This is a genomic window from Streptomyces pseudoechinosporeus (genome assembly GCF_054783935.1).
Window position 1 is genome coordinate 73592 of record NZ_BAAGPS010000008.1, and the last position, 14544, is coordinate 88135.

The 14544-nt window shown below is 68.6% G+C and carries 9 protein-coding genes and 4 pseudogenes; 4 read left to right on the plus strand and 9 right to left on the minus strand.

Annotated elements, in window-relative coordinates:
• Positions 1 to 35 precede the first annotated feature (35 nt).
• From ACYVO6_RS11445 to ACYVO6_RS11465, 5 genes and pseudogenes are all read right to left on the minus strand, one after another.
• Positions 36 to 986 carry a carbohydrate ABC transporter permease gene (locus ACYVO6_RS11445; RefSeq protein WP_461060013.1) on the minus strand — a complete coding sequence of 317 codons (951 nt, stop codon included), beginning with the start codon at positions 984 to 986 and terminating at the stop codon, positions 36 to 38.
• A gap of 34 nt (positions 987 to 1020) precedes the next feature.
• Positions 1021 to 2325 carry an extracellular solute-binding protein gene (locus ACYVO6_RS11450; protein WP_461060015.1) on the minus strand — a complete coding sequence of 435 codons (1305 nt, stop codon included), beginning with the start codon at positions 2323 to 2325 and terminating at the stop codon, positions 1021 to 1023.
• The gene (locus tag ACYVO6_RS11455) at positions 2325 to 4214 is read right to left on the minus strand and encodes a glycoside hydrolase family 2 protein (RefSeq protein WP_461060017.1); all 1890 of its coding nucleotides are present in this window, start codon (positions 4212 to 4214) and stop codon (positions 2325 to 2327) included. The genes ACYVO6_RS11450 and ACYVO6_RS11455 overlap by 1 nt, the downstream gene beginning before the upstream one ends.
• A 307-nt stretch (positions 4215 to 4521) precedes the next feature.
• Positions 4522 to 4638: pseudogene (locus ACYVO6_RS11460) on the minus strand (integrase); the annotation flags it as partial.
• A 226-nt stretch (positions 4639 to 4864) separates the two neighbouring features.
• Positions 4865 to 5803 carry a class I SAM-dependent methyltransferase gene (locus ACYVO6_RS11465; protein WP_461060019.1) on the minus strand — a complete coding sequence of 313 codons (939 nt, stop codon included), beginning with the start codon at positions 5801 to 5803 and terminating at the stop codon, positions 4865 to 4867.
• A 543-nt stretch (positions 5804 to 6346) separates the two neighbouring features.
• Between ACYVO6_RS11465 and ACYVO6_RS11470 the strand changes: the two genes are divergently transcribed.
• Positions 6347 to 8047: a lysyl oxidase family protein gene (locus ACYVO6_RS11470; protein WP_461060021.1), complete on the plus strand. Its 1701-nt coding sequence runs from the start codon at positions 6347 to 6349 to the stop codon at positions 8045 to 8047.
• A 91-nt stretch (positions 8048 to 8138) separates the two neighbouring features.
• Here ACYVO6_RS11470 and ACYVO6_RS11475 read toward each other — a convergent pair.
• The 4 genes and pseudogenes from ACYVO6_RS11475 to ACYVO6_RS11490 all read right to left on the minus strand — a co-directional run.
• A pseudogene (locus tag ACYVO6_RS11475) lies at positions 8139 to 8234 on the minus strand (sugar phosphate isomerase/epimerase); the annotation flags it as partial.
• A 972-nt stretch (positions 8235 to 9206) separates the two neighbouring features.
• Positions 9207 to 10208 carry a glycoside hydrolase family 43 protein gene (locus ACYVO6_RS11480; protein WP_461060023.1) on the minus strand — a complete coding sequence of 334 codons (1002 nt, stop codon included), beginning with the start codon at positions 10206 to 10208 and terminating at the stop codon, positions 9207 to 9209.
• Positions 10209 to 10665: 457 nt separating this feature from the next.
• Positions 10666 to 10842: pseudogene (locus ACYVO6_RS11485) on the minus strand (substrate-binding domain-containing protein); the annotation flags it as partial.
• The gene (locus ACYVO6_RS11490; protein ID WP_461060037.1) at positions 10827 to 10913 is read right to left on the minus strand and encodes a LacI family DNA-binding transcriptional regulator; all 87 of its coding nucleotides are present in this window, start codon (positions 10911 to 10913) and stop codon (positions 10827 to 10829) included. The pseudogene ACYVO6_RS11485 and the gene ACYVO6_RS11490, both read right to left, overlap by 16 nt.
• Before the next feature lie 535 nt (positions 10914 to 11448).
• On the opposite strand from ACYVO6_RS11490, the gene ACYVO6_RS11495 reads away from it, so the two are divergent.
• From ACYVO6_RS11495 to ACYVO6_RS11505, 3 genes and pseudogenes are all read left to right on the plus strand, one after another.
• Positions 11449 to 12576 carry a LacI family DNA-binding transcriptional regulator gene (locus ACYVO6_RS11495; protein WP_461060025.1) on the plus strand — a complete coding sequence of 376 codons (1128 nt, stop codon included), beginning with the start codon at positions 11449 to 11451 and terminating at the stop codon, positions 12574 to 12576.
• A 334-nt stretch (positions 12577 to 12910) separates the two neighbouring features.
• Positions 12911 to 14290: an ABC transporter substrate-binding protein gene (locus ACYVO6_RS11500; RefSeq protein WP_461060027.1), complete on the plus strand. Its 1380-nt coding sequence runs from the start codon at positions 12911 to 12913 to the stop codon at positions 14288 to 14290.
• 1 nt (position 14291) lies between these two features.
• Positions 14292 to 14544: pseudogene (locus tag ACYVO6_RS11505) on the plus strand (sugar ABC transporter permease); the annotation flags it as partial.

The following is a 14544-nucleotide window of genomic DNA, read 5'->3' on the forward strand; positions in this document are numbered from 1 at the left end:
TAAGGGGTGAGAGTGACTCGGTGGTCATGGCGCGATCAGTCCTCCCTGCGCGAGAAGAGCTTCAGCTGGGCGAGCGAGAGGATGATGACGACTCCGAAGAACACGTACGACACCGCCGAGGCGTAGCCGAGCCGGTAGTTGGTGAAGCCGGTGTCGTAGATGTACTCCAGGATCGGCCGGGTGGTCCCGTTGGGTCCGCCCTTGGTCAGCAGATAGATCTGGTCGAACACCTTCAGCGACGCCATCACCTGCAATACCGCGATCAGCCCGGTGGTCCGGCGCAGCTGGGGCAGCGTGATCGACCACAGACGGCGCCACGCTCCGGCGCCGTCCAGCGCGGCTGCCTCGTAGAGGTGGTCGGGGATCGCCTGCAGCGCGGCCAGGTAGAGCAGGAAGTTGAACCCCACCGTCCACCACAGGGTGACCAGCGCGATGGACCACATGGCGTACTTCTCGTCCGTCAGCCAGCCGATCCCCTCGATCCCGACCGCCTTCAGCACGCTGTTGAGCATCCCCGTGTCCGGCTGGAACAGCAGGGTCCAGATCTGCCAGACCACCGCGACCGGCAGCAGATGCGAGGCGAAGAAGGACAGCCGCCACAGCCACTGCCCCGGCATCCCCGTGTACACCAGCAAGGCCATCGCGAGGGCGACGACCACGAGGGGGACGGTGGTCAGGACGGTGAACCAGACCGTGTTGCCGAGGGTCTGCCACACCTGGCTGTCGCCGAACGCCTCGGTGTAGTTGTCCAGGCCGACGAAGGTGCTGTCACCCTGTCCGGTCAGGCTCGCGTCGGTGAAGCTCATCCACAGGCCGACGCCGATCGGCACGATGAGGAAGAGCACGAAGAACACCAGGAAGGGGGTGGCGAAGAGCCATCCCGTGGAGCCCGGGGACCGTGGTCGGCCCGTGGCCCCGGCCCGCCGGAGTCCGGTGCGCCGGGATCCGGCCGCGGCCTGCCGCGTGGGCGTGGAGACGGAAGTCATGACATCGCTCCTTTCTGTGGTGATTCCGTCGCGCTCAGGCCGGATTCGGCTGGGCCATCAGGGTGTTGATCTGGGAGACCATCGTGCGCACCGTGCTCGCCGCGGACGACGAGCCGCCGATCGCGGACTGGAGCGCCTGGGACATCCGCGTCTGGAAGTCCGAGCCGGAGCCCGCGAACCACACCGGCGGGTCGAGCGCCAACTGCCTGGCGGCGCCGGCGTACTCGATCTGCGGGCGCATCTCGGCGTACGCCCGGGACGACACCGCCGGTGTGTACGCGGGGATATGACCGGCCGTCGCCCACGTAACCCCGGACCGGACCAGGTCGGCGACGAACTGGTGAGTGCGCCGCCTGCGCTCCGGATCCGCGTTCTGCTGGTGCGGCAGCACCAGCGCATGGCTGTCGGACGCGCCGGCCGGACGGTCGAAGAAGGTGGGGAAGGGGGCACCGCCCAGCCTGTCCTTCAAGGTCTGCTGGTAGGTGTTCATGTCCCACTCACCCGAGAAGATCATCGGTGACCGGCCGTTCGTGAAGGCGGCGATCGCCGTAGGGACGTCCAGGGTGCGGCTGTCGCGTCCCAGCTCCACCATGAAACGCACGACTTCGACGGCGGTGTCCTCGTCGATCTCGGCCCGCTTGCCGGTGAGGTCGAAGGTGGCGCCGGTCTGGCTGAACAGTGTCCAGAACATCCGCCAGCCCATTGCCGGGTCGTTCGCGTGGCCGAAGACGGGTCCGGCTCCGGCGGACCGGCGGAGCCGGTCCATCAGCTCCAGGGCGTGTTGCGGCGATTCGAAGGGCAATAGACCTCCGTTGCCCGTCAGCAGACCGGCCTTGTCCAGGACGTCCCGGTCGAAGAAGACGACGTAGGGGTGGGTGTCCAGCGGAATGGCGTACGGAGTCCCCTCGTACAGACTCCGCTTGACGAGCGTGGCGTTGAGATCCTCCCGCCCCAGACCGAACTCGGCCAGCAGATCCATGTCCCACGGGTCGAGCAGACCCCCCGGGGCATAGCCCGCCAGCCGGGTCAGGTGCATGACCGCCACATCCGGTGAGCGGCCGCCGGCCGAGGCCATCGCGAGCTTGGTGTAGTACGGCGGGCCCCAGTCCAGCACCGTCGTCCTGACCTTGAGACCCGGTACACGCTTCTCGGCGGTGCGCGTCATCTTCTTCATCAGCGCGCCGTCGGGGCCGGTGAACAGAGTCCAGTACTGGATCTCGTCCGCGCCTGTCACGCTACCGGTGATCGAACCGCAGCTGCCGAGGGCGGACACCGAGGCGGTGGCGCCCGCGCCGTACAGCGTTCCTCTCAGCAGACCGCGCCGCGTCAGGCCGGTCATCATTCCTCCTCGCAGGCCCGGCGCTCGTAGGCGGCCGGGCGCGACTGGGCCGCGCGCAGCCGGGCCACGTCGAGCTTGGAGCTGCGGTCGAAGCGGTAGACGCCATTCTGTTCCTGGAAGACATCCGTGAGCTGCGTGTAGCAGTAGCCGAACATGAGGGGGTTGTCGAGCAGCGCCGCCGTCAGCCCGGCGAAGCGCTCCTGGAACTCCTCCTCCGTCCGTGGCCGTTCGCCGTAGCCCCAGGAGACCTCGCGGTCGTCCCCGGCCGCGGCCGCGGCCTCCTCCGGATTCCACCAGATGCCGCCGAACTCGCTGCAGAAGTACGGCCGGCCGTTGTACGGCAGCGACCACACCGCGTCGATGTCCCTCATGTCGGGGTTGGCCCGTCGGTCGGGGTTGACGAGTGGCGCGTCCTTGTCCAGCCCCTCCATCTGGCGGCGGAAGGCCTCGGGGTCCTGCTCGTAGCTGTGCGAGTCGTAGACGTCCGTCTCGGCCACGCGGTGCGAGTAGCCGGAGGCGTCCAGGACCGGACGGGAGGTGTCGGCGGCCTTCGTCGCCAGGAACATGCCGCGGGTCACGTCGTCCAGGACGGTGTGCCGGTCGTGGAGTTCCTGGTGCGTCTCGTTGAGCGGGCACCAGCCGACGATCGAGGGGTGGTTGTAGTCCCGCTCCACGGCCTCCAGCCACTGCGCGACGTATCCGGCGGTCGGCTGCTGGTTGTCCTGGGTGGTGCGCCCCGTACTGGCCCCCCAGTCGCCGAACTCGCCCCAGACGAGGTAGCCGAGCCGGTCCGCGTGGTGCAGGAACCGCTCCTCGAACACCTTCTGATGCAGCCGGGCGCCGTTGAACCCCGCGGCCAGCGCGAGTTCGATGTCCTTCACGAGGGCGGCGTCGTCCGGGGCGGTCATCAGCCCGTCGGGGTACCAGCCCTGGTCGAGGACGAGCCGCTGGAAGACGGGGCGGCCGTTGAGCAGCAGTCGCTTGCCGTCGATGGACACCGACCGCAGCCCCGCTGTGCACTCGGCGCTGTCGACGGTGGCGCCGTCGGCGTCCAGCAGCTCGATGTGTACGCGGTACAGGTGCGGGTCTTCGGGTGACCACGGGCGGCGGCGGTCCGCGGGCAGATCGAGTGTCATGCGCGGCGCCAGATCGAGGTCGGCGGGGACCTCCGTCCCGGTCACCGTGCCGTCCGTGTCGCTCACCCGGGCCCTGACCCGGTATCCCCGGCGGTTGGCGCTGAGCGGGAGTTCGAGATGGAAGGCGCCGGAGCCGAGGTCGGGGGTGATGCGGGGGCGCCGCAGGTGCACCTCAGGCACCGGCTCCATCCAGACGGTCTGCCAGATGCCGGTGGTGCGGGTGTAGTGGGCGGCGCTGTTGGCGTACTGGGTGGCCTGCTTGCCGCGTGCTTGCGGCCCGTGGCGGGCGTCCCGGGCCCGTACGACGATCACGACCTCGCTGTTCTGCCCGGCCGCGCCCGCCACGTCGCCGAGGTCGGCGGCGAAGGAGGTGAACCCGCCGCTGTGCCGGGCCACTTCGCGGCCGTCGGCCCAGACGGTCGTGTCGTGGTCGACCGCCCCGAAGTGCAGGAGCACCCGCCGGCCGGCCCAGGATGCCGGGACGCGGACCGTGCGCTGGTACCAGACGGCGGGGTGGAAGTCCGTGTCGCCGATCCCCGACAGCTCGGACTCGGGGCAGAACGGGACGAGGATCTCCCCGCTCAACTCCTGGTGCGGCAGGCCGCGTTCCAGGCCGCTGTCGCCGGGATCGAAGTCGAACTGCCAGGTGCCGTTGAGGTTGAGCCAGTCCGCACGCACGAAGCTGGGACGGGGGTATTCGGGCCGTGGAACATTGTTCGGCACATCTAATGAAGGTGTGTCGGCGAGAGTCATGGTGTCTCCGGGCAACGGTGCAACGGTGCAAGCAGGAACGGGACGGCCGGGCAGGTGTATGCCATCATCGGTTTACATCGTTGTAAAGACCTGATGCACTGTCTTTCTCACGAGAACCGCGAGAGCTCGGGAGCGGATCGTACGAAGCGTTCGTGATCGTCGCTCCGTTCTGGATCGAGTCGCCGGAATCGAATCGTTCCTGGTGAGCGCCGCCACGGCGGCGGGCAATGTCCGGTTCTGCTCCGTGCAACCTCGCACACCACCTGGCGGCGCATCGGCGCGACATCGGCACCCGGTGGCGACGGCCAACCTCGGGGAACTTGCCGTCCCGGTCCCGGATCAGGAACTTGGCTGTGAAGCCGGCGTCTTCGAGGTCCATGACGAGGTTCTTCGCGGCCTGCGCCACCCAGGACGCGGACGGGTGGTCGCGCCCAGGACCTGGCCGCCGCGTGACCGGCGGGCCGTCCTGCGCGTGTCCTCGCACAGGACGGCCCGGCGCACACAGGGGCTATCCAGCTCAAGCGGTGGGCGGGCAACTGACGGCTCCGGACTCCTTGCGGAGCCACGCCTCTCGGCGTTACGGGCGGGTCGCGAACCAGCGGGCGACGGCCGGGACCGCGTGCTGCTCGGAAGTCACACGGCGACCCTCGTCAGCCCGAGGCGTCCCGGCTCTTCGCGCCCGCGCGCAGATAGCCCGAGTTCGCCACCTGACCGAGGAACGTCAGCCGGGTGTCCGTGGCCATGTGCTTCTCATAGGCCTCTTTGATACCGGGCCACTTGGGGTGCCCGAAGTCGTCGAGTACGACGATGCCGCCGGGCGCGACGATCTGCTCGGCCCACTCCAGATCCGCCAGGACGCCGGGGGCGGAGTGGTCGCCGTCGACGATGATCACTCCGTAGGAACGGTCGGAGACCAGGGCGCGTACCTCGGGGTCCTCGGAGAAGCCCTGCTGGATGCGGGTCGCGGCTCCGGCCGCGCCGGCCAGGCCCAGATTGGTGCGCACCGCGGCCCCGCGCACGGGGGTGCCAGTCGGGTCGGCTCCCTCGGTGGTGCCGGGCTGGAGCTGCAGGCCCGCGAGCGGGTCGACGATCGTCAGGCGCGGGTCGCGTCCCGCGCGCTCCATCATCCGGATCAGGGCCGCGCCGAACATTCCGTACAGGGTGCCGATCTCCAGGATCTCGTCGTTCGGCGGGTCGAGCAGCGGTACGGCGGAGAGCTTGCCGCAGATGTTCATGGTGCCGCCGGCGATCCGGCCGACTCCGAGCGCCTCCAGGGCGATGAGCAACCGGAACGACTGCGCGACATTGCGCTCCGCGCCGTCCCTGTCCCCGGTCATCAGCGCCAACTCGTCGATGGCGCGCTTGAGATGGACCTCGGCGGGGAGTCGCGACACACCGCGCCCTGTTTTGTCGAACAGCAGCTCGAGGGGCCGCTGGCGCTGGCGCAGCGCCGTCAGCTCGCGCTGCAGCCCACCGTCGGAGCCGTCCCCGATGGCGCGGCGGATCTGGCGCTCGATGCGCTGATCGATGAGGTCGGCGATCGGACGCAGGGTGCGCCTGGCGGCCTTGGTGGTGAGTAACCCTCGCATATGGCTCTGTGTCCCTCACAGGTAGGGGAGAAGTACCGCGTACATGTGGGGGGACAGAAGGTGTGCACGCCTTCCCCGTACGACGGTGGAGCGGGCGGGCACAGTAGGGGTGCTGCGTTCGAAGGACAGTAGAACGTAAAACGTCCACAGATCAAGCACAGCAAACGATGGCGTCCAGACCAGGAAAAGCGGGAATGACTCTCGGGCTACCAGAGGGTTACCGCATCAGGTCGTCAGGGTGGAATCACCGTCCAGGGCGGCGATTATTTGAGACCTGCTTCCGCATCCGGCAGCGCATCCACCGGCAGTCCCTCCTGCCAGTGCGGCACCATGATGGCCGCGACGACCTGCACCGGTTGGTCACCGGCCGCCGTCGGCTGCACTGACTGCTCTGTGAACCGCCCCGGGTCACACCACGCCCACGCCCTCGCCGCTTGACACCCCAACGACATGGGGTGTCTGACCTCCTGAATTGAGTTCTTCGTCAACAGGCAACCCACGCACCCTTTTCACCACTCTCACAGGTTGCTCACAGACTTGATCATGGCACTCACAGACGAGGAACAGATGACCAGACAGCAGCACCGCAATCGCCTGCAGCGTTCGGCGTTAGCCGCAGGCGCCGCGCTCACCGTCGTCGTCGCCGGGGCGGGAGCCGCTCCCGGGGCCGGGGCGGCCGAGGCGGGAACGGCAGGCAAGCCGAAGCTCAAGCTGATCGCCGCGTCGAACTCCGTGACGCTCGACCGCTGGGAGGGGGACGGCGGGGTCTTTCTGGACCTCGGCACGTACGTCACGGTCGACGGCGCGCCACTGGAGTTCAAGGTGACCCGGAAGTCGTACAAGGACCCCGTCGTCGCCCAGCAGATCATCCGCAACGGAACGAAGACGCAGACCAAGAAGCTGCCCGCCGGGCTGGTGAAGGACTTCTCCGGTCTGCCCGGCTTCCTCGAGATATCGGTCAAGAACGCGGCCGGCGAGGAGGTGTCGACGACAGAGCAGGCCTTCTGCCCGAACAACGCCTCCGGGCGGATCCGGCCGGACGCCCCGGCCACGTCGAAGTATCCGCAGAGCTGCCCCACCAACCCGTTCACGCTGGGCTCGGTGTGGGGCGTCGAGAAGGGCTGGGCGTCCAACACCACCGCGTGGGACTACGAGTCGATGGTGGACCTGCCGGCCGGCGAGTACACGGCAAACGTGTCGGTGGCCAAGAAGTACCGCGACCTGTTCGGCATTCCCGATGACCGGCCGACCATCAAGGTGACGGTACGTGAGAACAGTTCCGAGGATGGAGAAGGAGTGGCCGCCTCGCGGTCCTCGGCCCACCACGGAGGGCACCAGGCCGCCGGGCACGACGCGCACTCCGCCCACGACTATGGTCACCGCGGCGCCGACGAGCCCACCCCGCCCGCCCTGCCGCACGCGCTCGAGGACCGCGGCACGGCGCACCGCCTGGGTGACGGCCCCGGGCACACCGACGGCTCGCGCATCGCGCCCGCGCTGAAGCCCAACGCCGAGCGGCCCACCGGCCGGGCGGGTGTCGCGGCGAACGTGCCCAAGCCGGACCTGCGTTCGCTGCCCGCCTGGGACATCGCCATCACCGACGGCGAGGACGGGGACGTATCGGGCAAGGACTACCTCGCCTTCAGCGCCAACGTCTGGAACGCCGGTCCCGCCCCGCTCGTCGTGGACGGGTTCCGCAGCCCCGGCAAGGAGCTGATGGACGCGTACCAGTACTTCTACGACGCCGACGGCAAGCAGGTCGGGTACGCGCCCACCGGCACCATGGAGTGGGACCCGCGGGACGGCCACGAACACTGGCACTTCACGGACTTCGCGAGCTACCGGCTGCTGAGTGAGGACCAGACCAAGGAGGTGCGCAGCGGCAAGGAGGCGTTCTGTCTGGCCAACACCGACGCGATCGACTACACGGTGAAGAACGCCAACTGGCACCCGGAGAACACCGATCTGTCGACCGCCTGCGGTGGGGAGAACTCGATCTCGGTCCGCGAGGTCCTCGACGTCGGCTCCGGCGACACGTACACCCAGTACCTTCCCGGTCAGTCCTTCGACATCACCGACCTGCCGAACGGCACGTACTACATCCAGGTCATCGCCAACCCGGAGAAGCGCCTCCAGGAGACGAACACCGGCAACAACGTCGCGTTGCGCAAGGTCGTCCTGAGCGGTGAGCCGGGCGCCCGCTCGGTGACCGTGCCGCCGCACGATCTGATCGACGCCCCGTAGGAGGCCGCGGTGCTCCTGGGACCCGTCGCTTCGGCGCGGGCCTCAGGGGCACCGGCACCGCGTCCCGGTGGTTACCGCGGCCCTCGTAGTTTCAGCCCGTCAGTCCTTCGGTGATGCGGTCCAGCATGAACGCCGACGATTTCCTGGCCCGTTCCTCCCACGCGAAGACGCAGGCCGTGGCGACGCCGTGCTCCAGCTGCTGACCGACGACCCGCACGTCCTGGAGCTCGCTGCCCGCGTCGTCGACGTCACCTTCAGTCTGCACGAGGCCCCCGACCGCGACCGGTGCGGCGACGTCGCCCGGGCCGCGCACAACGCCTTCGTCGCCGCCGGCCCTCACCGGCGTAGCCTTCCAGGTACACACCACATATGGACACCGCGTGTCGCGGTGGTGGGCGAAGGGCGATGTGGGGCCCTCGATCTCCAGAACGAGTCACAACAGGCGGCAAAAATCCGCCGCTGATCAAGGGATGAACCGCTCCGGGATCGGTGGAGGCTCTATGTGTTGACTCCAGCCGCCGGTCGGGGCTGGTGTTGAGCGTAGTAGGTGGTCTCGTATTCGTGGGGCGGGATGTCTCCGATCGCGCCGTGCAGCCGCCGGTGGTTGCACCAGTCGACCCATTCCGCGGTGGCCAGTTCCACACTGTCCAGGCGTGCTGGTCCTGGCCGATGACCAGGGGCCGGAGAAAGGCGTTCCGGCCGTTGGTGCCGTAGCACCGTGCCGTGTGGCGCCGTTGTCGTCGGGCAGCATGATCACGCTGGTGAGGATCGAGGAACGCCTTCTCATGCGATGCGCCTTTCCAGCCGGCGGACAAGCAGGATCTGCACCATGCCCAGCAGGCCGACGACGACCGTGAACATCACCGCGAGACTGGACGCCGGCCCGTGCTCTGCGAAACCCGGCGCGGGCGGGCTGTAACGATCAAGTTGGACAGCGGGAGGCCGCGCGCGCCGCCCGGCGCTCGGGGATCCTCCGGGCGCGGGCGTGCTGTCGAGGCACGGAGGACGAGTTCGACCGGCGGGTCGTTCGCCGACTGCAGCTCGCCGTCCGGCTTCTCGATGGCCTGCGCCAGAAGCCGGAGCGGCGAACCACCGCTGTGGGCCGACGAGGTGTCAGGTGTTCGGGTCCACCGTCAGCCAGCGGTAAACACAGGGGGCGTCACCCGCCGCCGTCGAGATCGGTGCGCTGGCGGAGTACCCGTAGCTCGTGGCCGAGAAGCTGCATCTCGTACAGCTTCCCGCGTGCGTTGTTGAAGGGGCGGTGGAGCACCATCATCAGCTGGCCGTCGAAGGTGTGGAACAGCATGCCGTGACCGCTGTCGTTCCGGACCAGCGGCCGTCGCTGACTCCACGGCCCCTTGATGTCGCCGGACTTCGAGACGGCATAGGTTTGCACGTAGTAGCCGCCGACGGTGCCGTCCGGGTTGGCCGAGTTCTTTTCGTACGTCGACCACAGCATGATCAGGGATCTGCCAGGGCTGCGGTACAGCTGAGGGCCGTCGGTGACGTAGGGCGGGAGCTGATGCGGGACGCCGCTGGGGACCTGCTCGCTGAGCCAGAACGCGTCCGACGCCTTGAACAGGTAGGTCGGATCGCCGACGGTCTTCGACAGGTCCGGAGCCAGCTGGATCGCTTCCATGGTTCCGTCGATGGTCTGCAGCCACTCGTGCGCGTACACCATGTGGGGCTTCCCGGACTCGTCGACGTAGAGCGTCCCGTCGAGGGCCATGAGGTTCTCGGGCGTGGTGGGGCGTGACGGGTCGATGACGGTGAAGGGCCCCATCAGCGAGTCGGAAACAGCGATGATCGTGCCGCGCATGTAGTTCCCGATCGGAAACGGCGTGCCCCACTGGTTGGGTGGTGGTACTGGAAGCGGCTTTTTGTGGTTGTGCAGGGTGGCGAACAGGTAGTACTTGCCGCCGAACTCGTGCACCTCCGGCGCCCATCCGCCGTCGGTCGCCCAGAGCCCCTCCTGGTCGGCGGTCCGGAAGACCATGACGGGGCGCATCCAGTCGCGCAGGTTCTGGCTGCGGTAGACCATCGTGCCGGGGCCGGACACGCCCGATACCGACCGGATGTTGGCCGTGTAGAGGTAGTAGGTCTGGGTCTCCTTGTCGGCGAGGATGAACGGGTCGTGCAGGGGCATGTCGGGAAGCCGCATGAGATCGGTGTCAGCCGCGGTCGAAGACGTCGTTGACACGCCGTCGGTGGAAGTCGACGCGGATGATGGAGACGCTGCGCCGAGGACGGCTGCGGTGGCGGCCGCACCAGAGGCGGCGATGAAGCTACGTCGGGATCCTGGCAAGGTAGTTCAGCCTTTCGGTGAGATGTGGGAGGCGAGCGCTCCCTGATCCGGTGACAAATCCATGACGTGTGGCATGGCTCTTTTGGGCATGCCGGCCTGCTCTTGCGGGGGCCTTGATCGCCTGCGTGGAGGGGGCTGAGGCGATTGGGTAGCTGCGATCAGACGTGTGACCGTTGCGATGAGTGAGAACGTGACGATGAAGTGCGCCGTCTAAGCGGGTCCGGGGAAGTGCGGGTGCGTTCCCGCGTCGTTCGGTGCGTGCTCTCGGCGTGCCGGGCGGCGTGGGGGCGTGCCTGAACTTCCCCGGACCCGCTTAGCTGGGGGAGGACGGTGGGGGTGCGGTCGAGGCCCGGACGACGAGTTCGACCGGTGGGTCGCTCGCCGGTGGCATTTGGGTGTCGGGCTTTTCGATGGTGTGGACGAGAAGCCTGAGGCCGTCTCTGGCTGCGGCGTCGAACGGCTGGCGCACGGTGGTCAGGGGTGGGGTGACTCGGAGACATAGGGCTCGTTGTTGAGGACCCGCGACACGGTCTTGCGCGAGACCGGCCAGTTGGGCGACATCGGCACTGCGGGGCACAGAGGGGCTTCCGCCCCCTCCTACCACTCGTGTCACGGTGTCTCCTCTGGCCGAACGCGGGAATCCTTCGAGGTCCGCTGTATGACCGCGCGGTCATTGTCTACGCAGTCCGAGATCGCGCGTCAAGGGTGTGCGCACGGCTTCCTTCAACCTCGCGCCCTCGCGGAGAAGCCGGGAGTCAGGTGTCGGGCGACGCCCTGCCTGTGGCGCAAAACTGCTTCTGACCAGCGCATCCGCGTCTCCGAAGCGTCACTTGTTGCCGCCGGGGCCGACCATGTGGAGCCCCTGAGACGCGGTCCCGGCTTCCGGCAGTCGTCTTGGTGCAGTTCGCATACGTGCCCCGTCGAACGACCGCCTCGACGCGAGGCCCCCGGGGAAAAGTCCCGCAGGAGGGGAGTGGCGCTGTGCGTGCTATTGACGCGTGCCCCTCCGGCTGCGTAGATATGACCGCGCGGTCAGTGACCGCGCGGTCATACAGTCGATCTCGCCTGATGCAGGCATACGCAGTCGGGAGACTTCATGGCACGAGTAGTGAGGCGGAGCGCAGGTTCATCCGCGCCGCGCAGCGAGGACGTGGCCCGTGTGGCCGGGGTCTCGCGCAAGACCGTGTCGCGGGTCCTCAACAACGAGCCCTACGTCTCCGACGAGGTCCGCCGACGCGTCCTCGAAGCCGCCGAGGAACTGGGCTACCGGCTGAACCACGCGGCGCGGGCGCTGGCCTCTGGGCGGAACCGCTCCATCGGCGTCGTCGCTCTGGGGACGGCCGGATACGGAACCGCCATGCTCCTCGTGGGCATCGAGAAGGCCGTGCGGGACGCCGGCTACGCACTGCGTATGGTCAGCACACTGGACGGCGAACCGGACGATATCGCCCGCGCCGTGGACTCCCTCCTGGAGCAGGGCGTGGACGGCATCATCGTCTCCGAACCCGTCATCGAAGGAGAGGTGTCCGTCAGAGTCGATGTGCCGGTCCTCTTCCTGGGTGCACCGCCGGCGTTCATTTCTGCCCGGACCCTGACGGTGGGTGTAGGCGCCTATGAACTGGCGCGGGCGGCCACCGATCACCTGCTGGATCTGGGACACACGACGGTTCATCACCTCGCCGGTCCCGGGCGGTGGTACGCCTCGAAGGACCGTGTCGAGGGCTGGCGGGCGGCGTTGTCGGCACGCGGCAGGGAACAGCCGCCCGTGATCGAGGGCGACTGGTCGGCCGAGTCCGGTTATGCGGCGGGCCGCGAGTTCGCCTCCGCCGGTGACGTCACCGCCGTGTTCGCGGCGGGCGACGACATGGCCATCGGCCTGATCCACTCCCTGCGCGAAGCCGGGCGCAGTGTGCCGGAGGACATCAGCGTCGTAGGTTTCGACGGCAATCCCGTCTTCGCCTACGTCGCTCCTGCCCTGACCACCGTGCGTCAGCCCTTCGACGCCGCGGCACGGGAAGGAATCAGGCTGCTCGTGCAGGCCATCGAGGAGCCGGAGACCGACCTGCCTCCGGCGAGTGATCCGCCGGTCGAACTCGTCGTCCGCGCCTCGACCGCACCCCCGCCCACCCGGAAGACCCTGGCACGCGGGCGGCGCACGGCCTCCGGCTCGAGCGGCTCGGCACACTTACCCCCGGCCGGGGACGGGCCGCCCACCATCAACTGATCCGCTTGCCCACCACCGACTGATCCGCATGCATCGGCCCGGGCGGCACCCGCTCATGGCCGGGCGGTGAGCGCCGCCTGCGCTCACCGCACCTCAACAACATTCCACGACCGTGGACTTCCGCAGTACGGCACGTGACGCGTGTGCCGGCCGCACCCCGCGCGACGCAGAGCCGACCATGGCGACCCCGATGCCCCGGTAGCGACGTCCGCGCCTCAGCCCTCCGCAAGCCTTCAGCACCTCTCCCTTCCCACCCCTGCGACGCGCCCTCGCCAGGCGCTCCGTTCCTCTGCCCATCGTCTTCCCAACGTCTGCCCTTCGGCGGGAGTTCGCCATGCCCCGATCCTTCGTTCCCACGTCCTCCATGAGCCGCCGGCGGTTCCTCGCCGCGACCGGCGCGGTGTCTCTCGGCGCCGCGCTCGCCGCGTGCAGCGGCGACAGCGACTCCTCCGCCTCCGCCGAGCCGGTGAGCCGGGCCGACATCGACAAGGCGATGAAGACGCCCACCGAGCTGACGTTCTGGACCTGGGTCCCGGACATCCAGCAGGAGGTCGCGCTCTTCGAGAAGAAGTACCCCGCGATCAAGGTCAAGGTCGTCAACGCCGGCCAGGGCGTGGCCCACTACACCAAGCTGCGCACCGCGCTGAAGGCCCAAACCGGCGCACCGGACCTGGTGCAGATCGAGTACCAGGCGATCCCCACCTTCACGATCACAGGCAGCCTGCTGAACCTGGCCCCCTACGGCGCCACCGCGCTCAAGGAGCAGTTCGTCGACTGGACCTGGGGACAGGTCAGCGGACCGGGCGGCGAAATCTGGGCGATCCCGCAGGACACCGGACCCATGGGGATGCTCTACCGCAAGGACATCTTCGACCGGCACGGCATCCAGGTGCCCACCACCTGGGAGGAGTTCGCGGCCGCCGCCCGCAGGCTCCACCGGGCCGACCCGGACGTCTACCTGACCAACCTGGCGGCGAACGAACCCGCCGCCTGGCACGGCCTGCTCTGGCAGGCCGGCGCCACACCGTATGCCACCTCCGGCAAGAGCAACCTCACCATCAGCGTCGACGACGCCGTCTCCCGGAAACTGGCCGAATACTGGGGCGGCCTCGCCAAGGAAGGCGTCATCAGCACCGACCCGGACTTCGCCGACCCCTGGTACGCCGGATTCAACCGGGGCAAGTACGCCACCTGGCTCACCGCCGCCTGGGGCCCGTCCTTCCTGTCCGGCTCGGCCAAGTCCACCGCCGGCAAATGGCGGGCGGCACCGCTGCCGCAGTGGGACGCCGCCAGGCCGGTCTCCGGCAACTGGGGCGGCTCCACCACCGCGGTCACCGCGGCCACCACGAACAAGATCGCGGCGGCGCGGTTCGCCCAGTTCCTCAACGGCGACCCGGCCAGCGCCAAGATGTTCGCCACCCAGCAGTTCTTCTTCCCGGCGACCAAAGCCCTGCTCGACGACCCCAGTGTCACCGACAGCGCACCCGCCTTCTACGGCGGCCAGCAGGTCAACCAGATCTTCGCCGACATCAGCGACACCGTCTCGCCCGACTTCCAGTGGCCGCCCTTCCTCGACCAGGCGGCGACCGACTGGACCGAGACCGTCGGCAAGTCCCTGGCCGCCAGGTCCGACACCGTCGCCGCGCTCGGCACCTGGCAGTCCCGGCTCACGGCGTACGCCAAGAAGCAGGGCTTCACCGTCGAGGGGACCTGACGTGGCGGCCACCACCGCGGCCGCAGCCGGGAAGTCGCGCCGGGACGGACCGGCGCCGCGACGCCGGCCGGTCTCGGCAGGCCCCCTGTTCGTCGCCCCGTTCCTGATCCTCTTCCTCCTGCTGTTCCTGGCCCCGCTCGGCTACGCCGCCTACCTCAGCCTCTTCCAGGAACAGCTCATCGGCGGCACCACCTTCGTCGGCCCGGACAACTACGTCACCGCGCTGAAGGACCCGCAACTCCACCACGGCGTCG

Coding starts and splice junctions, on each gene's coding strand:
- ACYVO6_RS11445 (WP_461060013.1), bottom strand. CDS start 986: ATGACTTCCGTCTCCACGCCCACGCGGCAGGCCGCGGCCGGATCCCGG.
- ACYVO6_RS11450 (WP_461060015.1), bottom strand. CDS start 2,325: ATGACCGGCCTGACGCGGCGCGGTCTGCTGAGAGGAACGCTGTACGGC.
- ACYVO6_RS11455 (WP_461060017.1), bottom strand. CDS start 4,214: ATGACTCTCGCCGACACACCTTCATTAGATGTGCCGAACAATGTTCCA.
- ACYVO6_RS11465 (WP_461060019.1), bottom strand. CDS start 5,803: ATGCGAGGGTTACTCACCACCAAGGCCGCCAGGCGCACCCTGCGTCCG.
- ACYVO6_RS11470 (WP_461060021.1), top strand. CDS start 6,347: ATGGCACTCACAGACGAGGAACAGATGACCAGACAGCAGCACCGCAAT.
- ACYVO6_RS11480 (WP_461060023.1), bottom strand. CDS start 10,208: ATGCGGCTTCCCGACATGCCCCTGCACGACCCGTTCATCCTCGCCGAC.
- ACYVO6_RS11490 (WP_461060037.1), bottom strand. CDS start 10,913: ATGTCGCCCAACTGGCCGGTCTCGCGCAAGACCGTGTCGCGGGTCCTC.
- ACYVO6_RS11495 (WP_461060025.1), top strand. CDS start 11,449: ATGGCACGAGTAGTGAGGCGGAGCGCAGGTTCATCCGCGCCGCGCAGC.
- ACYVO6_RS11500 (WP_461060027.1), top strand. CDS start 12,911: ATGCCCCGATCCTTCGTTCCCACGTCCTCCATGAGCCGCCGGCGGTTC.